Origin of the sequence: Zoogloea sp. LCSB751, from assembly GCF_002028455.1 — a bacterium.
GTDB lineage: Bacteria > Pseudomonadota > Gammaproteobacteria > Burkholderiales > Rhodocyclaceae > Zoogloea.
This window is the reverse complement of sequence record NZ_MWUM01000008.1, coordinates 20,002-43,980: the sequence shown is the minus strand read 5'-3', so window position 1 is coordinate 43,980 and position 23,979 is coordinate 20,002. Positions and strand designations below refer to the sequence as shown.

Here is a 23,979-nt window from a genome sequence, read left to right as displayed (position 1 = left end):
GGAGCGCCTCTAACCTCTAGCGCCGCCGCAGCCAGCGCAGGATGGTCGAGAACAGGCGGTCGGGGTCCACCGGCTTGGACAGGAAGTCGTCCATGCCGGCGGCCATGCACTGGGCACGGTCCTCGGCAAAGGCGTTGGCGGTCATGGCGATGATGGGCACCTGCCGATAGGCGGGCAGTGCGCGGATCCGACGGGTGGCCTCCAGGCCATCCATCTCGGGCATCTGCATGTCCATCAAGATCAGGTCGAAGGGGGAGCCAGCCGCCATGTCCACCGCCACCGCGCCGTTGCCGGCGACGGCCACGTCCAGTCCTGCGTCGAAGAGGAACAGCTTGGCGACTTCCTGATTCACCGGCTCGTCCTCCACCAGCAGGATTTGCGCACCGCGGTACTCCTTGCGCAGCACGCTCTCGGCGCACTCGCCGGCACCGTCATCGGGCAGCGCTTGTTGAACGGAACGCCCGACGCCCAGCCAGGCGGTGAACCAGAAGGTGCTGCCCTGACCGACGGCGCTGCTCACCCCTGCATCGCCGCCCATCAGCTCGGCCAGCCGGCGGGTGATCGCCAGGCCGAGCCCGGTACCGCCGAAACGGCGCGTCGTGGAGGCATCGCCCTGCTCGAAGGGGCGAAACAGCTTGGGGAGAACCTCTGCCGGGATGCCGATGCCGTGGTCGCACACCTCGGCCCGCACCTGCAGCGCATCACCCTGGCGTTGTTCCACCCGCAGGCCGAGGAGGATGGTGCCGGCCTCGGTGAATTTGACGGCGTTGCTGGCCAGGTTGAGCAGGGCCTGCGTAAAGCGTGTGCCATCGCCGCGCAGCAGATGGGGCAGGCTTTCCACCTGCACCTGCAGGTGCAAGCCCTTGGCAGTCAGGCGGTCGTGGATCATTGCCGCCACGTTGTCCACCACCCCGTCCAGCGCAAATTCGCCTTCCTCGAGGATGAACTTCTCGGCCTCGATCTTGGAGAGGTCGAGGATGTCGTTGATGACACCGAGCAGGTGCTGGGCGGCGCCGTCGATCTTGCCGAGCTGCTCGGCCTGGGTCGGACTGACGCCGTCGCGCTGCATGATCCGCGCCATGCCGAGCACCGCGTTGAGGGGCGTGCGGATCTCGTGGCTCATGTTGGCGAGGAAGGCGCTCTTGGCCCGGTTGGCCGATTCGGCGGCGTCTTTGGCCTGCAGCAGTTCCCGCGTGCGCGCATCCACCAGGCTCTCCAGATTCTGGCGGTGGCGTAGCAACTCCTGTTCGGCGCGCTTGCGTTCGGTGATGTCGGTGGAAATACCGCACAGGGCATAGATGCAGCCGTTATCCCGGCGCAGCGGCAGCTTGACCGAGATGTAGCTGTGGGTCTCGCCGTTGCGGGCGTCCACATTGGTTTCCTCGATCTCGATGCGCTCGCCGCCCTCGATCACCCGGCGGTCGTTGGCAAGCAGGGTACGGGCGGTCGTTGCGTCGAAATAGGCATCGTCGTTACTGCCGCAGATCTGCTCTCGCTCGACGCCGAACAGCCGGCATACCGCACCGTTCGCGTAGGTGTACCGGTAGTCGGTGTCCTTGATGTAAATGTAGGCGCCCACGTTGTCGAGGATGGTAGCCAGCATCGCGTCGCTCTCGCGGCGCCGCGCTTCGGCGAGACGGCGGGCACTCACGTCGATGACGATTCCGATGTAGCTGCGCACCCGGCCGTCGGCGCCGCGCACCGGCTGGGCGATCGACAGCAGCCAGCGGGGGGGCTGGCCGTCGGGCAGTTTGACCTGCCATTCGATCTCGAAACGCTCTTCGCGGGCGCGCGCTTCTGCAATCACGGCGTCGGCCGGGGCGCGGTCGGCCGGATGAACGGTATCCAGCCAGGCCTCGTGGGACGGGGTGACGGAATCGGGCTCGAGCCCGTAGAGGCCCCACAGCTCATCGGACCAGTAGTGGTTGTTGCTCTCGAGGAAGACTTCCCAGAAACCGGCCCGCGCCGCATCGAGGGCCAGGCGCAGGCGTCGTTCGCTGGCCTTGAGGAGCTCTTCCGCCAGGCTGCGCTCGGTGACATCGGACACGGTGGCCAGCACGTGGTCCACGCCGTCGATATTGAGGCTGCCAAGGCTCAGTTCGATGGCGAACTCGCTGCCGTCCTTGCGGCAGCCGCACAGGTTGCGGCGCGACATCAGCGCCTGCGCCTGCGCAGGACTGTGGTGATAGCGCTCGCGCCGGAATCCGTGGCCGTCCCGCTGGGACTCCGGCACCAGGATCTCGACCGGCTTGCCGATCAGTTCGTCTTCCGTGTAGCCGAACATCTGCGCAAAAGCCGGGTTGACGAGCAGCATTTCCCCGTCGGGCTTGACCACCAGCAAGCCCTCGACGCTGGAATCCCAGACCTGGCGGAAGCGGGCCTCGCTGAGGGCCTGGGCATCCTCGGCGCGGCGCAGCTCGGAAATGTCGGTGAAGGTCAGCACCGCGCCGGCATTGCCGCCGACTTCGTCGAGGTAAGGATCCACCTGCACCAGGTAATGCAGATCGTGCTGCTGCACGTGCTCGACCCGCGACCCCTGGCCGGCCACCACGCCGCTCACCCATTCCCGCAACAGCGGCAGGTCGAGGTAACAGGGCACGCCGTACAGGAACTGGCCGATGTCACCGGGCAACAGGCCGAAGACGCGCCCGGCCAACGCATTGAACCGGGTCACCCGGCCATCCCGGTCGACCACCACCAGGCTGGAGCGGATGGAGTCCTGGATGTTGGCGAGAGTGGTGTTGAGCTGGACGTACTCGAGGGATTTCAGTCGCAGCGCTTCGTTGAGCGTCGTGAGTTCCTCGTTGGAGGCCTGCAGCTCCTCGTTGGACGCCTGCAATTCTTCACTCGAGGCCTGGATCTCCTCGTTGAGGGACTGCAGTTCTTCGTTGGACGCCTCCAGCTCCTCGATGACCGCCTGCAGGTGCTCCCTGGTATCGGCCAGCTCCTGACGCAGACGGGCAATCTCATCCGCCGCCTCGGCGGACGCCAGCCCGCCGCTTCCGGCATCCGCCGGCGGCACCGGCTTGACCGGGGTTTCCTCGAAGCTGATCAGCATGGCCCCCGATGGCACGCCGTCCGGCCCGGCAACCCGCCGCAGTACCGGACGGACACGCAGGGTCTCCTCACCGATGCGCACCTGGGCGCCGATACCCCGCAGCACCTCGGCCGCATCCTGGCGCATGCGCAGTCCGAGGGCCTTGAGCTCGCCACGCAACTCCGGCAGGACCAGCGCAAACACCGAGAAGTCGGCGCTGGCCACCGGCAGCGCAAAGTAGCGCCGCGACGCACCGAAAAAATGCAGGGGCTCGAAATTGGCATCCACCAGCACGCCCGGTGGGCCGTAGGCGTCCACCACCAGATCACGGGCCTGTTCGGCCAAAGCCTCGCGTTGCGGGCGGGCGTGCATCCGCGGGGCCACCCGGGCGACCCGCTCGGGCGCCCCGTGGCGGAAGCTGGGCGCGTGCGCCGCGCCGGCGGCGACGCTACGCCGGTACAGCTTTCCCGCGGCATCGACGGGTTCGAACAAGGCCTGCGCGTAACCGATGGACTCGGCCTTGCCGAGAAAGAGGAACCCGCCCGGATTGAGGGCGAAGTGAAAGTTGCGGATCAGCTCGGCCTGCTGCTCGGGCTTGAAATAGATCAGGATGTTGCGGCAGCTGATCAGGTCCATGCGGATGAAGGGCGGGTGCCCGGTGAGATCGTGCAGCGAGAACACGCACAATTCCCGCAGGGCCTTGCCGACCCGCCAGGCGTCTCCGTCCGCAACGAACCAGCGGGTCAACCGCTCGTCTCCCAGGCCTTCCAGTTCGGCAGCGCCGTAACGGCCGGCACGGGCAAGCTCGAGGGCATCCTGGTCGATGTCGGTGGCGAAGATCCGCACCTGGCGGGGCACCGCCTGCTCATCGACGATTTCGGCCAGCAGCATCGCGATGGAGTAGGCCTCCTCGCCGGTAGCGCAGGCCGGTACCCACGCCCGCAGCGGCACACCGGCCGGCAGTCCGGCAACCATCGCCCGCAGACTGCGCGCCAGTTCGTCGAACACCTCGGCATCGCGGAAGAAGGACGACACGGACACCATGCAGCCATGCTGCAGGCAGGCCAGTTCGTCCGGATGCGTTCGCGCATGGGCCAGGTAGTCGGCGAGCGTGGCCAGACCCAGCAGCCGGCAACGCCGCAGGACATGACGGTACAAGGTGCCTTCCTTGTAGCGGTCGAGGTCCACCCCGGTTTCCCTGGAGGCCAGTTCGAGCAGGGTATGGAAGGCTTCCGCTTCCCCCGGGAAGCTTGGATCGGGACTGCTTGTCATTGGTGTTGCGCTGCCCGTCATGTACGCATCGGAGTCCGGACAGCCAAGCGCCATCCGCCACCGCACGATGGTATGCCTAAGCGCGCCCCCTTGCCACGCTGCCCAACACAGGTAAGGCGGTACTTTTTCGCAACTTGCGAAAGCGCCCCGGACGTTCCATGATTAATCATCAAATCCCTCCCGGAGGCGCAGCCCCATGACCCGCTCCGTCGTCCTCTTCCTCGCTCTGGCCCTGGGATGCATCTCTGCAGCACAGGCCTGTGGCGCCAACACCGGCAAACACACCAAGCCCGACATCAGCAGGCCAGCCCAGCCTCCGGCAAGCACCTGACGCTCCAGATTACCGGCGGGACGCCCGGGCGCCCCGCTTTTTTGTTCACTTTGTCTGCATCTTCAATACACACCTATAAAGGAGACAACGATGCCGAATAGAACCCTGCGTGACGTCATCGACGGCCAGTCCGTCACATGCGCCATCGCCGAAACCAGCGTCCGTGCCGCGGCAATCGCCATGGCCAACGCCAAGGTCGGGGCGATCCTGGTGGTGGACGACAAAGGCCTGCTGAGCGGACTGTTCACCGAGCGCGACGTGCTCAACCGGGTCGTCGCCAAGGGCCTCGACCCGGACAAGACGCTCCTCTCCGAGGTGATGTCGGTCAAGCTGCAGACCGCAACGCCCGACAAGCCCCTCGATCACGCCCTGCACATGATGTTCGAAGGCGGCTTCCGCCATGTGCCGGTGGTTGAAAACGGCCGTCCGATCGGTATGGTGTCGGCACGCAATGCACTGGGCCGCGAGATCTGCCAGTTCGAGGAGGAACTGAAGGAACGCGACCACATCGCCGAGATTCTTTAATTCCCCCGGCTTCACTGCCCCCAGCAGGGACCGGTTCCCGCGCTGGGGGTTCGCTCTCGCTGGAGCGATTCATTAGCCTTCAGCGAGCTGAACGGAGTCCGAGGGCGAATGAATTCGCCCCAGCGGACGTCAGCCGGGCTTTACCCCGTCCGCACAAAGCGCCAGCCCCGCGCGGAAATCGCCTAGAATCGCGTTTTCCCCTCTCGAAGCCCCAAACCCATGTTCTCCGGAATCGTTGCCGCCACCGGCCGCATCCTGAGCGTGTCGCCCCTTGAAGACGGCGTACGCCTCGCCGTGGACGTCGGCACCCTCGACCTGGACGACGTCCAGCTCGGCGACAGCATCGCCAACAACGGCGTGTGCCTCACGGTGATTGCCCGCGAAGGCAAGACCGTCCACTTCGACGTGTCCCGCGAAACCCTCAACTGTACGGTCGGCCTCGCCGAACCCGGCGAGGTGAATCTCGAGAAGGCCCTGCGCCTGGCCGACCGCCTGGGCGGCCACCTGGTCACCGGTCACGTGGACGGCATCGGCGAAGTGGTCAAGTTCGCGCCGATCGGCGAAAGCCATGAACTGATCATCCGCGCCCCGGCCGCCCTCGCCGGCTACATCGCCAAGAAGGGCTCGGTCACCATCGACGGCGTCAGCCTGACGGTCAACCGCGTCGAAGGCCGCGACTTCTCGATCAACCTGATCCCGCACACCGTACAGGTCACCACCCTCAAGCGCCTCGCCGCCGGCAGCACCGTGAACCTGGAGATCGACCTCATCGCCCGCTACGTGGAGCGCATGCAGGCCTGGCGCAACAGCGACGAAGGAGCCTCCGCATGAGCGCACTGGCTCCCATTCAGGACATCATCGCCGACATCAAGGCCGGCAAGATGGTCATCCTCGTGGACGAGGAAGACCGCGAGAACGAAGGCGACATCGTCATCGCCGCCGAGTACATCACGCCGGAAGCCATCAACTTCATGGCCAAGCATGCCCGCGGCCTGATCTGCCTGACGCTGACCGAAGCGCGCTGCCGCCAGCTGGGCATCAACCACATGGCGCGGGACAACCGCAGCCAGTTCAGCACCGCGTTCACGGTGTCGATCGAAGCGGCCGAGGGCGTCACCACCGGCATCTCCGCCGCCGACCGGGCGCGCACCGTGCAGGCCGCCGTGGCCCGCCACGCCAAGTCCACCGACATCGTGCAGCCGGGCCACATCTTCCCGATCATGGCCAAGCCGGGCGGCGTGCTGATCCGCGCCGGCCACACCGAAGCCGGCTGCGATCTGGCCGCCATCGCCGGGCTGGAACCGGCGTCGGTGATCTGCGAGATCATGAACGACGACGGCACCATGGCCCGCCTGCCCGAACTCATCGAGTTCGCCCAGGAGCACGGCCTGAAGATCGGCGCGATCCGCGACCTCATCGAATACCGAGCACGCACCGAGAAGCTGATCGAGAAAGTCAGCGAGAAGACCGTCAATACCGCCCACGGTCCGTTCCGCCTGTGCGCCTTCGAGGACAAGACCTCCGGCGATGTCCATCTGGCGATGGTGTACGGCGACATCTGCGCCGACGTTGAAACCCTCGTCCGCGTCCATGAGCCGGTGTCGGTGCTGGACTTCCTCGACACCACCAGCGGCCGCCACAGCTTCCCGGTGGACGCCGCCCTCAAACGCATCACCGAACACGGCAACGGCGTGATCGTGCTGCTGTACCGCCCGCAGAGCGGCCAGGATCTGCTCGCCCAGCTGTCCGGCGACCCAGCCGCCGCCAAGCCGGCCCAGAAGTGGGACCCGCGCCTGTTCGGCATCGGCGCCCAGATCCTGCGCGAACTCAAGGTCGGCAAGATGAAGGTGCTGGCCAGCCCGCGCAAGATCCCCAGCATGGCCGGTTTCGGCCTGACCGTCGTCGGCCACGTCGCGCCCGAAGCCTGAGCCCACCGGCCCACGAATCCTCCTTTCAGGTAACCCCATGCCCCGTTACGACAACATCCCCGAAATCGCCCCCAGCCTCGACGGCCAGGGCCTCCGCGTCGGCATCGTCATGTGCCGCTTCAACATCGACGTCTGCGAAGGCCTGCTGTCTTCCTGCACCGCCGAGTTGCTGCGCCTCGGCGTCGCCCCCGACGCGATCACCATCGCCACCGTGCCCGGCGCCCTCGAGGCCCCGCTGACGCTGCAGGTCATGGCCAAGAGCGGCCGCTACGACGCGCTGGTGGCCCTCGGCGCGGTGATCCGCGGCGAGACCTACCACTTCGAGCTGGTTTCCAACGAGCAGGGCGCCGGCCTCACCCGCGTCACCCTGGACACCGGCGTGCCCATCGCCAACGGCATCCTCACCACCGAGGACGACGACCAGGCGCTGGCCCGCATGCAGGTGAAGGGCGCCGACTGCGCCCAGGCTGCCGTCGAGATGGCTCGTCTGTTGAAGGCCCTGGCATGAGCACGCCGAACAAGTCCCCCCGCCGCCGTGCCCGCGAATTTGCGCTGCAGGGCATCTACCAGTGGCTGCTGAGCCAGTCCTCGCTGACCGCCATCGAAAGCCAGATGGGCGAGGTAGGCGGCTTCGACAAGTGCGACCGCGACCTCTTCCTGGGCCTCTTGCGCGGCACCATCGGCAACGCGCCCGATCTGCAGGTGGCCTTCGCCCCCTACATCGAGCGTCCCCTCAACGAGCTGTCGCCGATCGAACGCGGCATCCTGCTGATGGCCACCTTCGAGCTGGTGCATCGCCCGGAAACGCCGTACCGGGTCATCATCAACGAGGCCATCGAGCTGGCCAAGGGCTATGGCGGCACCGACGGCCACAAGTTCGTCAACGGCGTGCTCGACAAGCTCGCGGCCCGTGTGCGCGCCGACGAGGTGGAAGCCAACGCCCAGCAGCGTCGCGGCGCCCGTAGCGGCAATTCGTCGAGCTGATCCGGCGCCGCCGCCGGACCGTCCCTGCGCGATGCCTTCCGAATTCGCCCTGATCCGCCGGCACTTCACGCGTCCCGCCCGCCACACCGACCTGGCGGTGGGCGACGACGCGGCGCTGATCCGGCCGCGGGCCGGCATGCAGCTGGCCATCTCCACCGACATGCTGGTGGCCGGCACGCATTTCTTCGCCAACACCGATCCGGAAGACCTCGGCTGGAAGACCCTCGCGGTGAATGTCTCCGATATCGCCGCGATGGGCGCCGAACCGCGCTGGGTGGTCCTCGCTGCCAGCCTGCCTCACGCGGACGAAGCCTGGATAGAGGCCTTCGCCCGCGGCTTCTTCGCGTGCTGCGAGGCCTTCGGCATCGACGCAATCGGCGGCGACACCACCCGTGGCCCCCTCAACCTGTGCCCGACAATCTTCGGTGAAGTCCCCACCGGCACCGCAGTCACCCGTTCCGGCGCCCGCCCCGGCGACGACCTGTGGGTATCCGGCGCTCCTGGGCGAGCGGCCCTCGGTCTGGCCGATCTGCGCGGCGAGATCCAGCTGGCCGCAGCCAATCGCGACGACTGCCTGGCGGCCCTGCAACGGCCGCAGCCGCGGGTCGCCCTCGGCCTGGCGCTGCGCGGGCTTGCCAACGCGATGCTGGACGTCTCCGACGGTCTGTTCGGCGACCTGAGCCACATCCTCGAACTATCCGGTGTCGGCGCGGAAATCGACGAAGCCGCGCTGCCCATCGCCACGCTGACCGCCGCCTGCGGCGACGCAGCGCGAGCCTTCGCCGCCTGCACCGCTGGCGGTGACGACTACGAACTGCTGTTCACCGCCCCGGCTGACCGCCGCGGCGACATCGAGGCCATTTCGCAAAACCTGCCGTTGCCGCTGCACCGCATCGGCCACATCACGGCGCAGACCGAACAACTCTCGCTACGCACCCGCGACGGCCAACTGCGACCTGCCACGGCACGCGGCTACGACCACTTCGGCCGCGACGCATGAAACCCACGCCGCGCTTCCTGGTTTCCGATCCGGCCCATTTCGTGGCCCTTGGCTTCGGCTCCGGCCTGGCACCGAAAGCCCCCGGCACCTTCGGCACGCTGGCCGGCTGGGCGCTGTTCCCCTTCGTGTCGGCACCGCTGTCAGACGGGATGTTTGCCGCGCTGCTGGTGGCCTGCTTCCTGTTCGGCGTGCTGGCCTGCGAACGCACCGGCCGCGCCCTCGGCGTGGCCGACCACGGCAGCATCGTGTGGGACGAGATCGTCGCGATCTGGCTGGTGCTGTGGCTGACCCCCGCCACGCTGGCCTGGCAGGCCGCCGCCTTCGTGACCTTCCGCTTTTTCGACATCGTCAAGCCACCGCCGATCCGCTGGGTGGACGAACGCACCCGCGGCGGCTTCGGCGTGATGCTCGACGACCTGCTGGCCGCCGGCTATTCGCTGCTGGTGCTGGCCATCCTGATGAGGATCATCGGCTGATGGACGCTCAACTGGAAACCCTGTCCCGCCTCGTCGGCGAGCATCTGCAGGACAAGGGCTGGCGGCTGGCCAGCGCGGAATCGTGCACCGGCGGCTGGGTCGCCGAAGTGGTCACCGCCACAGCCGGCAGTTCGGCCTGGTTCGACTGCGGCTTCATCACCTACTCCAACGACGCCAAGTGCGCGCTGCTCGGCGTCTCGCCGATGACGCTGGCGCGTTACGGCGCAGTCAGCGAACAGACAACCGCGGCGATGGCCAGCGGCACGCTGGAACGCGCCGAGGCCGACCTGGCCCTGTCGATCTCGGGCATCGCCGGCCCCACTGGCGGCTCACCGGAAAAACCCGTCGGCACCGTCTGCTTCGGCTGGATCCGCAGCGGCGAGACAGCCCAGACCGCCACCTGCCGCTTCGACGGCGACCGTGAAGCAGTGCGTCGCCAGGCCGTCGTCTTCGCCCTCGAAGAACTGCTCCGCCGCTACCGCTGAAGATCCCGGCGCCGGCGCGCGCGGCCCCCAAAAAGTCACCCGGCATGCGGATTGCAATAATGCTCAGCAATTTCGCTGGACGCCCGCCAGCAACTGTATAAAATACCAGCACCGTCACATGCCTCGTGGCGAAAATTTGCTGCGGCACCTGCGTCCACTCCTACGCAAACTCTGTGCCATAATCTCCAAAACCCTTATCACAAGGATCAAGACAAATGGATGACAACAAGGCCAAGGCCCTCGCCGCTGCCCTTTCGCAGATCGAAAAGCAGTTCGGCAAGGGATCGATCATGCGCCTCGGTGATGGCGAAGTCGAAAGCGACATCCAGACCGTGTCCACCGGCTCCCTGGGCCTCGACATCGCCCTCGGCATCGGAGGTCTGCCGCGTGGCCGGGTTGTCGAGATCTATGGTCCGGAATCCTCCGGCAAGACCACGCTGACCCTCCAGGTCGTTGCCGAGATGCAGAAGCTCGGCGGCACAGCGGCCTTCATCGACGCCGAGCACGCACTGGACGTCACCTACGCCCAGAAGCTCGGCGTGAACATCGGCGACCTGCTGATCTCCCAGCCCGACACCGGCGAACAGGCCCTCGAGATCGCCGACATGCTGGTGCGTTCCGGCGGCGTGGACGTGGTTGTCATCGACTCTGTCGCGGCCCTGACCCCCAAGGCCGAAATCGAAGGCGAGATGGGTGATCAGCTGCCCGGCCTGCAGGCCCGCCTGATGTCCCAGGCGCTGCGCAAGCTGACCGCCAACATCAAGCGCACCAACACGCTGGTGATCTTCATCAACCAGATCCGCATGAAGATCGGCGTGATGTTCGGCAGCCCTGAAACCACCACCGGCGGCAATGCGCTCAAGTTCTACGCATCAGTGCGGATGGACATCCGCCGCATCGGCACCATCAAGAAGAACGACGAGGTGATCGGCTCCGAGACCAAGGTCAAGGTCGTCAAGAACAAGGTCGCCCCGCCGTTCCGCGAAACCCTGTTCGACATCCTGTACGGCGAAGGCACCTCCCGCGAGGGCGAGATCATCGACCTGGGCGTCCAGCACAAGTTCGTCGACAAGTCCGGCGCCTGGTACGCCTACAACGGCGAAAAGATCGGCCAGGGCAAGGACAACGCCCGCGAGTTCCTGAAGACCAACCCGCACATCGCCCGCGAGATCGAAAACAAGATCCGCGTAGCGGTCGGCCTGCCCGAAATGGCGGTGGTGCCGCCGACGGCAACAGCGGCGGCTTGACCCCCGGACGAGGACCACAGGCCGATGGCGATGACCCTGCATGAGCGTGCCCTGCGCTGCCTGGCCCAGCGGGAACACTCCCGCGCGGAGCTGGCGCGCAAGCTCGGCACGCTCGGCAGCCCGGAGGAGGTCGGCGCCGAGCTCGACCGTCTCATCGACCTCGGTCTGCTGTCCGACGCCCGCTTCGCCGACGCCTACGTACGCGCCAAGGCCAGCCGCTTCGGTGCAGCCCGCCTGAAGCTGGAACTGGCCCGCCGCGGCGTACCCGCCGAGCTGATCGGCGAAGCCATCGAAGAGAACACCACCGACACCGAGCTCGAGCGTGCCCGTGACATCCATCGCCGAAAGTTCGCCACGCCCCCCACAGACGCGCGAGAATGGGCACGGCAGGCGAGATTCCTTCAAGGTCGCGGCTTTTCCACCGAAATCATTCGTAGAGTCCTGAAAGAACACCCCGGCGATGAGCCTGCTTAAAGTCAGCAACCTGCGCAAGAAGTACAAGGCCCGCACGGTCGTTCATGACGTCTCCTTCGACGTTGGCAGCGGCGAGGTGGTCGGCCTGCTCGGCCCCAACGGCGCCGGCAAGACCACCTGTTTCTACATGATCGTCGGTCTGGTGGCCGCTGACGGTGGCGAGATCACCCTCGACGACGAGGTGCTGACCCATCGCCCGATCCACCAGCGCGCCCGCCTGGGCCTGTCCTACCTGCCGCAGGAGATGAGCGTCTTCCGCAAGCTGACGGTGGCGGAAAACATCCAGGCCGTGCTCGAGCTGCAGAGCCTCTCCAAGGCGCAGATCGCCACCCGCCTCGACGAGCTACTGAACGAGCTGGGCATCGAACACCTGCGCGACAGCACCGCCATCTCCCTGTCCGGTGGCGAACGCCGGCGCTGCGAGATCGCCCGCGCCCTGGCCACCGACCCGCGCCTGATCCTGCTGGACGAACCCTTCGCTGGCGTCGACCCGATCGCCGTCATCGATATCCAGAAAATCATCCGCTTCCTGAAGGACAAGGGGATCGGTGTGTTGATCACCGACCACAACGTCCGTGAAACCCTCGGCATCTGCGACCGTGCCTTCATCATCAACGCCGGCGAAGTGCTGGCCAGTGGCCGCCCGGACGAGATCGTTCACAACGAACAGGTCCGCCAGGTGTACCTCGGCGAGCACTTCAGGCTCTGAGGCCCGATACGACTCATGAAGCCCAGTCTCCAGCTCAAACTCTCCCAGCATCTCGCGCTGACCCCCCAGCTGCAGCAGTCCATCAAGCTGCTGCAGTTGTCGACCCTCGAACTCAACCAGGAAATCGAAAAGATTCTCCTGGAAAACCCCATGCTCGAACGGGAAGAGCCCGAGGGCGACCTCGGCTCGAGCCGCGTCGAGGCCCCCGGCCCCCTGGCGCCGGCCGGCAGCGAGGCCGCCCACGAGCGCGAGCAGGAGCAATCCCGGGAGTCCGAACGCGAGCGCGAGCCGGACCATGATTTCGACGGTGGCGGCGAAGCCGGCGAATGGGCCGCGGCCGGCAGCGGCGGGCAGCGGGACGACGATGACGAGACCGATTTCCAGGAGTTCCAGGCGGCCGTCCCCTCCCTGCGCGACCACCTGGACGCCCAGGTCGCCCTCACCCCCCTGTCCGACCGGGACCGGGCCCTGGTGCGCTTCCTGATCGAAGCCCTCGACGATGACGGCTACCTCAGCCAGGACCTGGCGGACCTGCTGCCGCTGCTGCCGCCCGAGCTGGAGATCGAGCTGGACGACCTCAAGATCGCGCTGCGCCAGATCCAGAGCCTGGACCCGGCCGGCATAGGCGCCCAGGACGTGGGTCAATGCCTGGCCCTGCAGCTGCACCCCTTGCCCCCCAGCGAAGTCCGTGACCTGGCCATCGCCATCGTCAGCGAGCATCTCGAACTGCTGGCCTCCCGCGACTTCCTGAAGATCAAGCGCGCACTGCGCTGCAGCGACGACACCCTGCGCGAGGCCCACGCGCTGATCCTGGGCCTCAACCCGCGCCCCGGCGCCCAGTTTTCCCAGGCCGACACCCGCTACGTGGTGCCCGACGTGGTGGTCCGCAAGCTCCGCAGCAACTGGGTCGTCAGCCTCAACCCCGACGCGATGCCGCGCCTGCGCATTAACCAGCTGTATGCCCAGATCCTGCGCGACAACCGCGGCGCCAGCGGCTCCCTGTCGAGCCACCTGCAGGAAGCCCGCTGGCTGATCAAGAACGTGCAGCAGCGTTTCGACACCATCCAGCGCGTTTCGCAAGCGATCGTTGACCGCCAGCGCCAGTTCTTCGATTATGGCGATGTGGCAATGCGTCCGCTTACCCTGCGGGAGATTGCCGAACAGCTGGATCTACACGAATCCACCGTTTCGCGGGTGACCACCCAAAAGTACATGGCCACGCCGCGGGGCATTTTCGAATTCAAGTATTTTTTCGGCAGTCACGTCGCCACCGACAGCGGTGGAGCTGCCTCCTCGACGGCGATTCGGGCGCTGATTCGCCAGCTCGTGGGGGCGGAAGACAAGAAGAAGCCCTTGTCCGACGCGAAGATTGCCGAGTTGTTGGGCCAGCAGGGTATCGTGGTGGCTCGCCGGACGATTGCAAAGTACCGCGAGTCCCTCGATATTCCGCCGGTCAGTCTGCGCAAAACCATCTGACAGAAAGGTAGCAACCATGAACCTCAACATCACGGGGCATCACGTCGAAGTTACGCCGGCCATCCGCGAGTACGTCACGACCAAGCTCGACCGCGTGATCCGTCACTTCGACAACGTCACCAGCGTCGGCGTGATCCTCTCGGTGGAAAAGCTGCGTCAGAAGGCCGAAGTCACCGTGCACGTGCGCGGCAAGGACATCTACGTCGAGAACGAAGATGCCGACATGTACGCAGCCATCGATGGCCTGATCGACAAGCTCGACCGTCAGGTCCTGAAGTACAAGGACAAGACTGCCGACCACGGTCACGACTCCCTCAAGCAGCACCTCGCCGAGTCCTGATTCCCGGCGTCGAGTAATACCCTTTTCCCCGGGACCGTTGTGGCTATAATGCGCCCCAATTGACACAACGGCCCCGGCGGCCTCCGCCCCCGGATCTTCCTGAATCGCCTTCCACCGGCAACCTGTGTCGGCCCGCTCCGCACACGGGAGAGTCCTCGCATGAACCTCATCGCCAAACTTTTACCGCCGACCAATGTGGTCGTCGGACTCGAGGCGAGCAGCAAGAAGCGCGCTTTCGAGCAAGCCGGCCTGCTGTTCGAGAACAACCACGGCATCGGCCGCAGCACCGTCTTCGACAGCCTGTTTGCCCGCGAGAAGCTCGGCTCCACCGGCCTCGGCCAGGGCATCGCCATTCCCCACGGCCGCATAAAGGGCCTCAAGGAGGCACTGGGCGCGTTCATCCGCCTTGCCGACCCCGTTCCCTTCGACGCGCCTGACGGACGCCCTGTCTCGATGCTGTTCGTGCTGCTGGTCCCTGAACAGGCCAACGAACATCACCTGCAACTGCTGTCCGAACTGGCCCAGATGTTCAGCGACCGCAATTTCCGCGAACAACTGATGAACGCGCCCGATGCGCAGGCCGCCCATACCCTTTTCGCCCAATGGGGCAGCCATGCGTCAGACAACGGTTAGCCGTCTATTTGACGACAACCTGGAACGCCTGCGGCTACGCCATATCTGCGGCAGCCTGGCGACCCGCATTTCGGTCTCCGAAGACCGCATCTGGCCCGCCGACATGGTCGGCCACCTCAACCTGATCCACCCCGACCGGCTGCAGATCCTCGGCGCCTCCGAGATGGCCTGGGCCCGTCGCCAGACCCGCGAAAAAGTCATCCACCACGTGCGGGAGATCCTCTCCTACGCCCCGCCGGCTCTCGTCGTGGCCGACGACGAGGACATCCCCAGCATCATCCGCACCCTCTGCGCCAACGAGGACATCGCCCTTTTCGCCAGCCCGCTGCCATCGGCCAACGTCATCGACCTGCTGCGCAATTACCTGTCGCGCCAGTTGGCCGAAAGGGTCGCGCTGCATGGCGTGCTGATGGACGTACTGGGACTCGGCGTGTTCATCACCGGGGATTCAGGCGCCGGCAAGTCCGAGCTGGCGCTGGAGCTGATCTCCCGGGGCCACGGCCTGGTCGCCGACGACATCGTCGAATTCTCGCGCATCGCCCCCACCGTGCTGGAAGGGCGTTGCCCCGAGCTGCTGCAGGATGTCATCGAGGTGCGCGGCCTCGGTATCCTCAACATCCGCACGATCTTCGGCGAGACGGCCTGCCGGCGGAAGATGAAGCTCAAGCTGGTGGTCCACCTGCAGCGCCGTCAGCCAGGCCAGGAGGATCCCCTGCGCCTGACCCTTGACGGCGAGCAACAGCCCATCCTCGGCGTACCGGTGCGCCGTGTCGTACTGCCAGTGGCGGCCGGTCGTAACCTGGCCGTGCTGCTCGAAGCTGCCGTGCGGTCGACGATCCTGCTACTGCGCGGCATCGATTCGACCCAGGAATTCGTCGACCGCCAACGCCGTGCGATGGAAGAAAGCGGCTTCTGACAAGTGCGGATACATCTCGTCGCAAACGCCCCATCGGCGCGCCTTTCCGCCGTCAACAGTTCGTCCCGCAGTGCGTTTATGATGCATGAGCAGCACCGACAAACCGTCCATACGAGGAGTGGCCTGATGAAAAAAATTATCCTGAGCGTCGCTGTTTCCCTGTTTGCCGCCAGCCTGGCACCCGCCGCCTTTGCCGCGACAACCCAGCAAAACAAGATGAAGGAATGCAATGCCTCCGCCGCCGACAAGAAAGGCGATGAACGCAAGGCCTTCATGAAGGACTGTCTGTCTGCCAAGCCCGCCGCTGCCCCCAAGGACGGCAAGACTACCCAGCAGGACAAAATGAAGTCCTGTAACAAGGAAGCGGGTGACAAGGCGCTGAAGGGCGACGAGCGCAAGAAGTTCATGAGCAGTTGCCTCAAGGGCTGAGCGGTCGCCGGACCGGTTTCACCCACGTGCAAAGGGCCGCATCGCGGCCCTTTGTCGTTCGGGTCGGAGAACTCGACCGATCAGCCCAGGGCGAATGCCACCACGTCGGACATGTTGTCGTTAACGGAAAATCCGCAGCCGATGTGTCCCTTCTCCCCGAGGATGAACTCCTCGCGCTTGACGCAGTGCTCCGGACTGCCCTCCTCTAGCAGGAAAGTACCGTTGGTGCTCGAATCGGCCAGATAGAACAAACCGTTGCGCAGCTCGAGGCGGGCATGCTGGCGCGACACCCGCGGGTCGGTGATCACGATGTCGTTACCGGTATCGCGCCCGAACAACAGGGCCGGGCGAGTCCCATCCAGTACCCAGCTGCGCCCACGATAGCTGATCCGCATGTGCTTGTGAGCCTGTAGCGCCTCATGACGGAGTTCCGCCGGCGTGGGTGGAGGCGCTTCCCCCAGCTCGAGAACCGGAATGGGCATTTCGCCCGCCCCATCCTCCGACTGCCCCAACATGCGACGCAGGGAGGGCGTCAAGACGCGCCCCAGGTTCTCCGACACCGCGATGCTGTCGGGACCGTGACTTTCGACCAACAGCACGGCGAGCTTTTCAGCGTCCAGCCCCAGCCCCTCGGCCTCCGTCTCCAGTACCACACCCGCTTTCAGCACCAGCTTGATGCCGCTCATTGGGGGCAGGGCCCGAACCCGCTCGCGCATTTCCCGGGCCGCCAGCAAGGCTGAATCCGCATCGGGAAAATGGGCCACCAGCGACTCCCGCCGGACCGCGAAACCGATGGCCTGGTAGGCCTCGGCACAGCGCGACATGCGGTTCAGACTGCGTTCGACCGCGTAGGCCGCCTCGGCCTCACCCAGTTTTTCGGCAAGGAGAATACCGCCGGCAATTTCGGCGAAGAGGAGGCAGGGCGCCTTGGCGCGATCAGACATACTGGACGACTCCGCGATCCGCGCCAGGCGGAAAAAGGTGGATCCGGACCAGGTGGCTTCCGGCGGGGGCAAAGCAGGATCTCATGAAATCAGCTCTTCCAGATTCCGATCGGGATGGCTGCCTTGTCTTCCGGATTGACCGGCAGCTCCGGATTGTCAAAAACGATGTCGCCCTGTTCAACCCGCGTATCCCGCGACACGTTGCGGAAATCGAACAGCTCGGCGTCAGCCAGGTGCGACGGCACGACGTTCTTCATGGCGGTGCCAATGGACACAATACGCCCCGGGAAACGCTCGTCCCAGTCACGCAGCATGGCCTTGATCTGCTTGCGCTGGGCGTTTTCCTGGCTGCCGCACAGGTTGCACGGGATGATCGGGTATTCCATGCCACGGGCAAACCGCTCGATATCCTTCTCCGAACAGTAGGCCAACGGCCGGATGACCACGTTCTGCCCATCATCGCTGACCAGCTTGGGCGGCATGGCTTTCATCTTCCCGCCGAAGAACATGTTCAGAAACAGGGTCTCGATCATGTCGTCGCGATGGTGGCCGAGGGCAATCTTGGTTGCACCGAGCTCCTTCGCCGTGCGGTAGATGATGCCTCGTCGCAGGCGCGAGCACAGTGAGCAGGTCGTCTTGCCTTCAGGAATCTTGTCCTTGACAATTTTGTAAGTGTCTTCAGTAACGATCCGGTATTCCACGCCGACCGATTCGAAATACGCGGGCAACACGTGATCGGGAAAACCCGGCTGCTTCTGGTCGAGGTTCATCGCAACGATGCGGAAATCGATTGGTGCCCTCTCCCGCAATTCCATCAGCAGGCTCAGCAGCGTGAACGAGTCCTTTCCGCCGGACAGACAGACCATCACCACGTCACCGTCCTCGATCATGCGATAGTCGCCAATGGCCTCGCCCACCTTGCGCATCAGGAATTTCTTCAGGCGAAGGAAAGTGTTGGAATGGCGGCTTTCCGTTTCAGGCTGTTCTTCTGCCTGGTTGGCAAGAGCTGGCACTACTTGTTCCATGTCAATTCAATTTCCGCGAATTATAGTCCGATCGCATTTAATGCTGATCGGGACAAGTGTTAAATAGCTTATAAATAGGCGCTTCGCCCGCCGTCCACCGGCAATATCTGGCCGGTTACGTACGGTGCATCGAACAGCAGGAAGCGCACCGTACGGGCGATGTCGGACGGCGAACCGACCCGCCTCAGCAACGTATGGGCGACGATGCGCTCCCGCTCCTGCGGCGGAAACTGGCCGTCATCGGGCCATTCGATCGCCCCCGGAGCGACACCGTTCACCCGCACCCGCGGCGCCAGCTCCAGCGCCAGCGCGCGGGTCAGGCCCAGCAGGCCGGCCTTTGCCGCGCAGTACAAAGGGTAGCCTTTCAACGGCCGTTCGGCATGGATGTCGACGATGTTGACGATTGCTCCGCCGCTTGCCGTCAAGTGAGGGGCTGCCGCCTGGGCGAGGAACAGCGGCGCCTTCAGGTTGGAACCGATCAAGTCGCCCCAGGCTGCCTCGTCGATGTCGCCAAGGGCCGTCGGGAAGAAACTCGAGGCATTGTTGACCAGCCCATCGAGCCGCCCGAAATGCGCCACCACGGCCTCGACCAGCCGCGGCAGGGCCGCACAGTCCAGCAGGTCCGCCTGCAGTGCCAGCGCCGAGCCCGGACGCAACCGCTCCAGTGCGGCAACCAAGGCCTCGGCCTCATCACGGGAATGACGATAATGCACGGCCACCTGGGCACCGGCCGCATGCAGACAACGCACAAGCTCGGCACCGACACGGCGGGCACCGCCCGTCACCAGCACGACCGGGGCGATTGGATCTTCAATCATGACTACCAAGGGGAGCGAATTCAAGCGAAGGGCGTAATCATACGGCGCCCGCCCCCTCGACGGTGCACTGCAACGAACGGGTAAAATGCGGATTTTCCCCTACTCGCCGCCGCCATGAACCTGCCCCAGCCTTCGCCCGACGCACTCGCCCAGAGCGAACGCCTCGTTTCCCGCCTGCGCAGCCTGATCGAGGCCCAGGGTGGCTGGATCTCCTTCGCCACCTATATGGCCGAAGCGCTGTACGCCCCGGGCCTTGGCTACTACAGTGGCGGCGCCCACAAGTTCGGACCGGGTGGCGACTTCATCACCGCGCCGGAGCTGACCCCGCTATTCGGCCAGGCGCTGGCCGCCCAAGTCCAGCAGATCATGGACCTGTCGGCACCCCACATCATCGAGGCCGGCGCTGGCACCGGGCTGCTGGCTGCGGACCTGCTGCTCGAACTGGAGCACCGCGGCGCGTTGCCGGAGAGCTATGGCATCCTCGAGGTGTCCGGCGAACTGCGCGAACGCCAGTTCGACACCCTCGCCGCCAAGGTGCCCCACCTGGCCTCCCGGGTGCGCTGGCTGGACGGGCTGCCGGAGCGTTTCTCCGGCGCACTGGTCGCCAACGAGGTACTCGACGTGATGCCTGTGCATCTCGTCGCCTGGCGGCCGGACGGCATCTTCGAGCGGGGCGTGGCCCTCGGCGCGGACGGCACTTTCGTCTGGGCCGACCAACCGGCCACGGGCAAGGTCGCCGAGGCGGCAGCTGCTCTCGACGTGCCGCTGCCCGACGAAGGCGAATACGTCAGCGAGATCAACCTCGCCGGGCGGGCCTGGATCACCGAATGGGCGGCGCGCCTGGAGCGCGGCGCCATGCTGCTGGTGGACTATGGCTATCCGCGGGCCGAGTACTACCTCGACAGCCGCGCTACCGGCACGCTGCTGTGCTACTTCCGCCACCACGCCCACGGTGACCCTTTCCTGTGGCCGGGGCTGAACGATATCACCGCCTTCGTGGACTTCACCGCGGTAGCCGAGGCCGGCTTCGAGGCCGGCCTGGACGTGCTCGGCTACACCAACCAGGCCACGCTGCTGTTCAACTGCGGCGTGCTGGAATGCCTGGCCCGCCGGGCACCGGAAGACGGCGTCGACTACATCCGCGCCTCCAAGGCGGTACAGCGCCTCACCGGCCCCCATGAAATGGGCGAACTGTTCAAGGTCATCGCGCTGGGCAAGGAGCTCACCCAGCCGCTGCTCGGCTTCATCCGCGGCGACCGCCTCCACGCGCTCTAAAAAGCAAAAAGGCCTGCTGGCTCAACGAGCCGGCAGGCCTGACCGGAACGGGCAACCTTCCTACTCTTGATAGCGATAGACCGCCGCCAGGAAGGCATCCACGTCAGTGGGCACCGCGTGCTGCCCGCGCCCGACACTCGCCACCTCCTGCAGTCCCAGCGCCAGTTCGGGAGGCAAGGGGTTGGCATTCAGCACCTCGTCGCCATACGCCATGCCGACCTCTTCGATCGGCTCGCCGTAGATCCGTGCTCCGCTTTCCATATCCATGCTGATCACCATATCGGCCTCCGTTGCGGGTACAGGGGAAAAAATCAGGCCCGCTGATGCTTCTAACGGCTGCGGCCTCCAAAGGTTGAAGGAAAATCGGCACGGGATCCGTTGCAGCCGTCTCCGCACCCTCTCGTTCACGTTTCCAGCATGGTCGATGGCGGGGCGCGCTGCCATGACGAACTTCACGGCACGGGCCAGACACGGCCCTTCGGGCATTTACAGGCCCTTCTCCTTCATCCAGCGCACGATCGGCTCGGCTGCCAGGCGCCAGTCCGACTCCATCATCAGGCCGTGCCCGAGGCCTGGCAGGATCTGCGCCTTGACCCCGTAGCAGGCGGCCGTCATGCGCACCTGTTCCGGCGGAATCAGCACGTCGTACTCGCCGCCGAGCACCAGCATCGGCGGGATCTGCATGCGTGACAGGAAGGGCAGGTCGAACAGGGACATGTCCCAGATCGCCCGATGGGATTCCGGCTGGCACAGGTGGTAATAACGCTGCAGGCGATCCAGCTCGATGGCCTCGTGGAACAGCGCGTCACGCAGCGTCTCCATCTGCGGCTGACCGCCCCCCATCAGGCGGTTGAGATCGCCGAGCAGATGCGGCCGCGCGAAAGCCAGTCCGAAAGCCGAGCCGAGCAGTCCCTGGGGCGGCACCGAAGACATCAGGACGACCCCGGGTGCAGAGTGGTTTTCCAGGAATTTCTGCACCACCATGCCGCCCATCGAATGCCCGATCAACACGGGCGGCGACGGTAGGGCGGCCGCCACCTCAGCCACGTCGGCCACGTAGTCGGCAATGGAGAAGCTGTCCAGATAAGCCCGCCCGCGGCTCTTGCCATGACCGGACAGGGACATGGCATACGCCGCGTAGCCCTGCTCGGCAAACCATGACAGAAAGAACTCGTCCCAACACCAGGCGGCGGTGTAGGCGCCATGGACGAACAGCAAGGGCGTTTCATGGGCCCCACCAGCCGGCGCGCGGCAGAGGACTTCCAGGTCGCCAAAACGGGAGCGGTTCATGCACACGCCCTCTGAAGGAAGACGACTGAAAATGGCAGGCAGGGGATCGGCGTCATGGGGTGGACATGAATATGTATTGTTGTGGGTCCAGAACTTACAGCACACGCGGGCGCGGCGAAAGCAGAAAACATGCTGCTACGCAGAAAACTACGGTTAAATCGGGGCTTTGGAAGAATGGAGGCGACGGACGATGCTCAAATGGTTGCTGGCCATCGTGGTGGTGGCGGTGGTGTCCGGGCTTGGCTCCGGCCTGCCGCTGCGGCGCTGGCGCATCGGGCACCTGCCTGGCGACCTGCATTTCGATGTCTTCGGGCGGCACATCCACATTCCATTCACCAGCACCCTGCTGATGTCCCTGGCAGCCTGGCTATTGATCCGGGCGCTGTAGCGGCGGTTCGAGGGGCGCCCGGACGGCAAAGATGACGCTGTCGAGAACCTGACCGTCCGCCGACATCAGTTCCAGCACATGCCGGCCGGCCACCGGCCGCCAGGCGAGCCTTTCGCCGCGTCCGAAGGTTTCACCGTTGAGCCGCCACCAGGCACCTGCGGGCAGGTGAGTCGCTTCGAAATACACCTTGAAACCGTCGTCGCTGACCAGCGCCATGGCATCCACCAAGACGCCATTGAGAGGTTGGACGATACGCGGCAGCACCCGCGGCACCGCTACCCGTTCCACTTCGGTGCCACGGATGAACCATTCCCGCCGCGGGCTCTCGACCGGTGGCTCGAACACCACCAGGCTCGACACCACCCCCGGTGGCGGCATCGGGCGCGACAGCGTCTGTCCCCGCTGCAGTCCGCGCAGGATGTCGTGCCAGGCCTGGCTGGCGGCTTGCGGTGCGTTACGCAGCCCGGCCACCCACAGGGCGATCGTGAACCGCTCGGAGAAACCCACCGTCAGCGTCTCTCGACTGTCCGTGGCGTACTGCCTGAAGGCAAAGGGCTGCGGATTGCCGTCGACGTCGGGCAGGCCCAGCATGTCGGCAACGATGAAGCTGGCCTCCGGGCGCAGCACACGGCGTGACGGGCGCTCCGAGGCCGCCACGAAGCGCGGGGCCTGCCATTGCCCGCCGACGGCCAGGCTGCGGTAGAGAGCCGCCAGTGGCAGCAGCGCAAGTTCGGCGCTGCCACCACGCATCTCCACCTCTGCCTGGCGCAGACGCTCCGGCAAGCCGTCCGCCACCAGCCGGCCCACGGCCAGCGCCGGATCGCTCATCCCCTCGGCCAGCGCCCGCCGCACACTGACCCACATGCGCTCGTCAGGCAGGGTCGGAACGTGGTTGGCCAAGGAATCTTCCAGCAAGCTGGCCGCGGTGATCAGCCGGCGCTCCAGCGCCAGCCCGTAGGCAAACGGAACCAGCAGGCTGCCCGGATTGCGCAGCGTGAGCGCGTGGTCCGGGGCCGCGTAGTCGGGCGCCCCGACGTAGGCCAGCACCTCACCGGTGGGATTGTCGAGCACGACCGCCGCGGCCTCCAGCGTACCCAGGCGGTGCACCACCGACGTCACGCCCCGCTGGGCCTCCACATCCAGCGTGCTCGCCAGACGTTCGCCGGGATGCTGAAGAAGCAGCCGGCCCGCCTGGGACGCCAGTTCCCAGCGCGGCCCGGTGTGCTGGCGATCGAGGTTGTTGGCGGTCAGACGCTGGACCGCCGCACAGGCCGACGGCGCATTGAGGCGCTCGGCCAATACGCAGGCCCGGCGGGCCACCACCTCGGACTTGGCATTGGGCCCACGCAGCAGGACCGACAGGATCAACGCTTCGGGGCGCCCCAGTTCGGTCGGCGATTTGCCGAACAGCGCCCGTGCCGTCGCATGAACCCCCTGCAGGTCGCCGCGGAAAGGCGCCAGGTTGAGATAGGCCTCGAGGATCTGTTCCTTCGTCCAGCGGGCCTCCAGCGCCTGAGCGGCCAGCGCCTGATCCCACTTCTGGCCCAGGCTGCGCCGCGGCAGACCGTCGCGGCCAAGGGCCAGTTCCGGATCGAGCAGACCGGCCAGCTGCATCGACAGGGTCGAGGCACCGCGCTTGCGGTCGTACCACAGGTTGTGCCACAGGGAGCCGGCGAAGGCCTTCCAGTCAACGCCGGAATGCTCGAAGAAACGCTTGTCCTCGGCCGCCAGCAAAGCCTCCTTGAGGGCCGGCGACAAGCTGTGCAGCCCCACCCACTCAAGCCGGCGCACATGGGGGTTGAGACGCCGCTCGGCCAGCGGCGTGCCGTCACGGGCGAGCAGGACGCCCACCGAGGGCACGGCGCCCGCCTTGACCTCCGGAAAGGCCGGAATCGGCTGCACGGCCGCGGCCGCAACGGCCAGGGTCAGGCCGGCGGCCAGCAGGGCTATTCGCCGGACCAGGAGGGACACGACAGG

The 23,979-nt window shown here is 65.8% G+C and carries 26 protein-coding genes; 19 read left to right on the top strand and 7 right to left on the bottom strand.

Going from position 1 to position 23,979, the window contains the following annotated elements; all coding sequences use genetic code 11:
• Positions 1-16: 16 nt before the first annotated feature.
• Positions 17-4,309, bottom strand: a complete 4,293-nt coding sequence (locus B4920_RS11160; RefSeq protein WP_161493287.1) for a PAS domain S-box protein — start codon at positions 4,307-4,309, stop codon at positions 17-19.
• Positions 4,310-4,505: 196 nt separating this feature from the next.
• Between B4920_RS11160 and B4920_RS30740 the strand changes: the two genes are divergently transcribed.
• From B4920_RS30740 to B4920_RS11080, 17 genes are all read left to right on the top strand, one after another.
• Positions 4,506-4,640 (top strand): hypothetical protein, encoded by a 135-nt coding sequence (locus B4920_RS30740; protein ID WP_256376086.1) that lies wholly within the window; start codon positions 4,506-4,508, stop codon positions 4,638-4,640.
• Between the two features lie 90 nt (positions 4,641-4,730).
• Positions 4,731-5,165 carry a cyclic nucleotide-binding/CBS domain-containing protein gene (locus B4920_RS11155; RefSeq protein WP_079434765.1) on the top strand — a complete coding sequence of 145 codons (435 nt, stop codon included), beginning with the start codon at positions 4,731-4,733 and terminating at the stop codon, positions 5,163-5,165.
• Positions 5,166-5,384: 219 nt separating this feature from the next.
• A complete protein-coding gene (locus B4920_RS11150; RefSeq protein ID WP_079434764.1) occupies positions 5,385-5,996 on the top strand; it encodes a riboflavin synthase in 612 nt (203 codons plus the stop codon).
• Positions 5,993-7,093 (top strand): bifunctional 3,4-dihydroxy-2-butanone-4-phosphate synthase/GTP cyclohydrolase II, encoded by a 1,101-nt coding sequence (gene ribBA, locus B4920_RS11145; protein WP_079434763.1) that lies wholly within the window; start codon positions 5,993-5,995, stop codon positions 7,091-7,093. Before B4920_RS11150 ends, ribBA begins: the two co-directional genes overlap by 4 nt.
• Before the next feature lie 37 nt (positions 7,094-7,130).
• On the top strand, positions 7,131-7,601 hold the full coding sequence (gene ribH / locus B4920_RS11140) for a 6,7-dimethyl-8-ribityllumazine synthase (protein WP_079434762.1): 471 nt from the start codon (positions 7,131-7,133) through the stop codon (positions 7,599-7,601).
• The gene (gene nusB / locus B4920_RS11135) at positions 7,598-8,077 is read left to right on the top strand and encodes a transcription antitermination factor NusB (RefSeq protein ID WP_079434761.1); all 480 of its coding nucleotides are present in this window, start codon (positions 7,598-7,600) and stop codon (positions 8,075-8,077) included. Before ribH ends, nusB begins: the two co-directional genes overlap by 4 nt.
• A gap of 31 nt (positions 8,078-8,108) precedes the next feature.
• Positions 8,109-9,077, top strand: a complete 969-nt coding sequence (gene thiL / locus B4920_RS11130) for a thiamine-phosphate kinase (RefSeq protein WP_079434760.1) — start codon at positions 8,109-8,111, stop codon at positions 9,075-9,077.
• A complete protein-coding gene (locus B4920_RS11125; protein ID WP_079434759.1) occupies positions 9,074-9,553 on the top strand; it encodes a phosphatidylglycerophosphatase A in 480 nt (159 codons plus the stop codon). Before thiL ends, B4920_RS11125 begins: the two co-directional genes overlap by 4 nt.
• Positions 9,553-10,038, top strand: coding sequence for a nicotinamide-nucleotide amidase (gene pncC, locus B4920_RS11120; RefSeq protein ID WP_079434758.1), 486 nt, complete (start codon positions 9,553-9,555; stop codon positions 10,036-10,038). Before B4920_RS11125 ends, pncC begins: the two co-directional genes overlap by 1 nt.
• Before the next feature lie 215 nt (positions 10,039-10,253).
• Positions 10,254-11,285, top strand: a complete 1,032-nt coding sequence (recA, locus tag B4920_RS11115; protein WP_079434757.1) for a recombinase RecA — start codon at positions 10,254-10,256, stop codon at positions 11,283-11,285.
• Positions 11,286-11,309: 24 nt separating this feature from the next.
• The gene (gene recX, locus B4920_RS11110; RefSeq protein ID WP_079434756.1) at positions 11,310-11,759 is read left to right on the top strand and encodes a recombination regulator RecX; all 450 of its coding nucleotides are present in this window, start codon (positions 11,310-11,312) and stop codon (positions 11,757-11,759) included.
• The gene (gene lptB, locus B4920_RS11105) at positions 11,746-12,468 is read left to right on the top strand and encodes an LPS export ABC transporter ATP-binding protein (protein WP_079434755.1); all 723 of its coding nucleotides are present in this window, start codon (positions 11,746-11,748) and stop codon (positions 12,466-12,468) included. The genes recX and lptB overlap by 14 nt, the downstream gene beginning before the upstream one ends.
• Positions 12,469-12,483: 15 nt before the next feature.
• A complete protein-coding gene (locus B4920_RS11100; RefSeq protein ID WP_079434754.1) occupies positions 12,484-13,944 on the top strand; it encodes an RNA polymerase factor sigma-54 in 1,461 nt (486 codons plus the stop codon).
• A 16-nt stretch (positions 13,945-13,960) separates the two neighbouring features.
• Positions 13,961-14,284, top strand: a complete 324-nt coding sequence (gene raiA / locus B4920_RS11095) for a ribosome-associated translation inhibitor RaiA (RefSeq protein ID WP_079434753.1) — start codon at positions 13,961-13,963, stop codon at positions 14,282-14,284.
• Between the two features lie 159 nt (positions 14,285-14,443).
• The gene (gene ptsN, locus B4920_RS11090; RefSeq protein ID WP_079434752.1) at positions 14,444-14,917 is read left to right on the top strand and encodes a PTS IIA-like nitrogen regulatory protein PtsN; all 474 of its coding nucleotides are present in this window, start codon (positions 14,444-14,446) and stop codon (positions 14,915-14,917) included.
• Entirely contained in the window at positions 14,898-15,833 is a 936-nt protein-coding gene (gene hprK / locus B4920_RS11085) for an HPr(Ser) kinase/phosphatase (protein WP_079434751.1), read from the top strand. The genes ptsN and hprK overlap by 20 nt, the downstream gene beginning before the upstream one ends.
• A 126-nt stretch (positions 15,834-15,959) precedes the next feature.
• A complete protein-coding gene (locus B4920_RS11080; protein ID WP_079434750.1) occupies positions 15,960-16,262 on the top strand; it encodes a PsiF family protein in 303 nt (100 codons plus the stop codon).
• Positions 16,263-16,342: 80 nt separating this feature from the next.
• Here B4920_RS11080 and B4920_RS11075 read toward each other — a convergent pair whose 3' ends face one another.
• From B4920_RS11075 to B4920_RS11065, 3 genes are all read right to left on the bottom strand, one after another.
• Positions 16,343-17,206 (bottom strand): FHA domain-containing protein, encoded by an 864-nt coding sequence (locus B4920_RS11075; protein WP_139379494.1) that lies wholly within the window; start codon positions 17,204-17,206, stop codon positions 16,343-16,345.
• A gap of 89 nt (positions 17,207-17,295) precedes the next feature.
• On the bottom strand, positions 17,296-18,231 hold the full coding sequence (gene ttcA / locus B4920_RS11070) for a tRNA 2-thiocytidine(32) synthetase TtcA (RefSeq protein WP_079434748.1): 936 nt from the start codon (positions 18,229-18,231) through the stop codon (positions 17,296-17,298).
• 68 nt (positions 18,232-18,299) lie between these two features.
• Positions 18,300-19,049 (bottom strand): pteridine reductase, encoded by a 750-nt coding sequence (locus B4920_RS11065; RefSeq protein ID WP_079434747.1) that lies wholly within the window; start codon positions 19,047-19,049, stop codon positions 18,300-18,302.
• A 114-nt stretch (positions 19,050-19,163) separates the two neighbouring features.
• Here B4920_RS11065 and B4920_RS11060 point away from each other — a divergent pair, with 114 nt between their 5' ends.
• Positions 19,164-20,324 carry a class I SAM-dependent methyltransferase gene (locus B4920_RS11060; RefSeq protein WP_079434746.1) on the top strand — a complete coding sequence of 387 codons (1,161 nt, stop codon included), beginning with the start codon at positions 19,164-19,166 and terminating at the stop codon, positions 20,322-20,324.
• A 60-nt stretch (positions 20,325-20,384) separates the two neighbouring features.
• Here the strand turns inward: B4920_RS11060 and B4920_RS11055 are convergent, their stop codons facing one another.
• A complete protein-coding gene (locus B4920_RS11055; RefSeq protein ID WP_079434745.1) occupies positions 20,385-20,603 on the bottom strand; it encodes a hypothetical protein in 219 nt (72 codons plus the stop codon).
• Positions 20,604-20,810: 207 nt separating this feature from the next.
• Positions 20,811-21,614, bottom strand: a complete 804-nt coding sequence (locus B4920_RS11050) for an alpha/beta hydrolase (RefSeq protein WP_079434744.1) — start codon at positions 21,612-21,614, stop codon at positions 20,811-20,813.
• A 190-nt stretch (positions 21,615-21,804) separates the two neighbouring features.
• On the opposite strand from B4920_RS11050, the gene B4920_RS11045 reads away from it, so the two are divergent.
• The gene (locus B4920_RS11045; protein WP_079434743.1) at positions 21,805-22,002 is read left to right on the top strand and encodes a DUF2905 domain-containing protein; all 198 of its coding nucleotides are present in this window, start codon (positions 21,805-21,807) and stop codon (positions 22,000-22,002) included.
• Here the strand turns inward: B4920_RS11045 and B4920_RS11040 are convergent.
• Positions 21,982-23,973 (bottom strand): transglycosylase domain-containing protein, encoded by a 1,992-nt coding sequence (locus B4920_RS11040; protein WP_161493286.1) that lies wholly within the window; start codon positions 23,971-23,973, stop codon positions 21,982-21,984. The genes B4920_RS11045 and B4920_RS11040 overlap by 21 nt on opposite strands.
• Positions 23,974-23,979 lie beyond the last annotated feature (6 nt).

Coding starts and splice junctions, on each gene's coding strand:
- B4920_RS11160 (WP_161493287.1), bottom strand. CDS start 4,309: ATGACAAGCAGTCCCGATCCAAGCTTCCCGGGGGAAGCGGAAGCCTTC.
- B4920_RS30740 (WP_256376086.1), top strand. CDS start 4,506: ATGACCCGCTCCGTCGTCCTCTTCCTCGCTCTGGCCCTGGGATGCATC.
- B4920_RS11155 (WP_079434765.1), top strand. CDS start 4,731: ATGCCGAATAGAACCCTGCGTGACGTCATCGACGGCCAGTCCGTCACA.
- B4920_RS11150 (WP_079434764.1), top strand. CDS start 5,385: ATGTTCTCCGGAATCGTTGCCGCCACCGGCCGCATCCTGAGCGTGTCG.
- ribBA (WP_079434763.1), top strand. CDS start 5,993: ATGAGCGCACTGGCTCCCATTCAGGACATCATCGCCGACATCAAGGCC.
- ribH (WP_079434762.1), top strand. CDS start 7,131: ATGCCCCGTTACGACAACATCCCCGAAATCGCCCCCAGCCTCGACGGC.
- nusB (WP_079434761.1), top strand. CDS start 7,598: ATGAGCACGCCGAACAAGTCCCCCCGCCGCCGTGCCCGCGAATTTGCG.
- thiL (WP_079434760.1), top strand. CDS start 8,109: ATGCCTTCCGAATTCGCCCTGATCCGCCGGCACTTCACGCGTCCCGCC.
- B4920_RS11125 (WP_079434759.1), top strand. CDS start 9,074: ATGAAACCCACGCCGCGCTTCCTGGTTTCCGATCCGGCCCATTTCGTG.
- pncC (WP_079434758.1), top strand. CDS start 9,553: ATGGACGCTCAACTGGAAACCCTGTCCCGCCTCGTCGGCGAGCATCTG.
- recA (WP_079434757.1), top strand. CDS start 10,254: ATGGATGACAACAAGGCCAAGGCCCTCGCCGCTGCCCTTTCGCAGATC.
- recX (WP_079434756.1), top strand. CDS start 11,310: ATGGCGATGACCCTGCATGAGCGTGCCCTGCGCTGCCTGGCCCAGCGG.
- lptB (WP_079434755.1), top strand. CDS start 11,746: ATGAGCCTGCTTAAAGTCAGCAACCTGCGCAAGAAGTACAAGGCCCGC.
- B4920_RS11100 (WP_079434754.1), top strand. CDS start 12,484: ATGAAGCCCAGTCTCCAGCTCAAACTCTCCCAGCATCTCGCGCTGACC.
- raiA (WP_079434753.1), top strand. CDS start 13,961: ATGAACCTCAACATCACGGGGCATCACGTCGAAGTTACGCCGGCCATC.
- ptsN (WP_079434752.1), top strand. CDS start 14,444: ATGAACCTCATCGCCAAACTTTTACCGCCGACCAATGTGGTCGTCGGA.
- hprK (WP_079434751.1), top strand. CDS start 14,898: ATGCGTCAGACAACGGTTAGCCGTCTATTTGACGACAACCTGGAACGC.
- B4920_RS11080 (WP_079434750.1), top strand. CDS start 15,960: ATGAAAAAAATTATCCTGAGCGTCGCTGTTTCCCTGTTTGCCGCCAGC.
- B4920_RS11075 (WP_139379494.1), bottom strand. CDS start 17,206: ATGTCTGATCGCGCCAAGGCGCCCTGCCTCCTCTTCGCCGAAATTGCC.
- ttcA (WP_079434748.1), bottom strand. CDS start 18,231: ATGGAACAAGTAGTGCCAGCTCTTGCCAACCAGGCAGAAGAACAGCCT.
- B4920_RS11065 (WP_079434747.1), bottom strand. CDS start 19,049: ATGATTGAAGATCCAATCGCCCCGGTCGTGCTGGTGACGGGCGGTGCC.
- B4920_RS11060 (WP_079434746.1), top strand. CDS start 19,164: ATGAACCTGCCCCAGCCTTCGCCCGACGCACTCGCCCAGAGCGAACGC.
- B4920_RS11055 (WP_079434745.1), bottom strand. CDS start 20,603: ATGGTGATCAGCATGGATATGGAAAGCGGAGCACGGATCTACGGCGAG.
- B4920_RS11050 (WP_079434744.1), bottom strand. CDS start 21,614: ATGAACCGCTCCCGTTTTGGCGACCTGGAAGTCCTCTGCCGCGCGCCG.
- B4920_RS11045 (WP_079434743.1), top strand. CDS start 21,805: ATGCTCAAATGGTTGCTGGCCATCGTGGTGGTGGCGGTGGTGTCCGGG.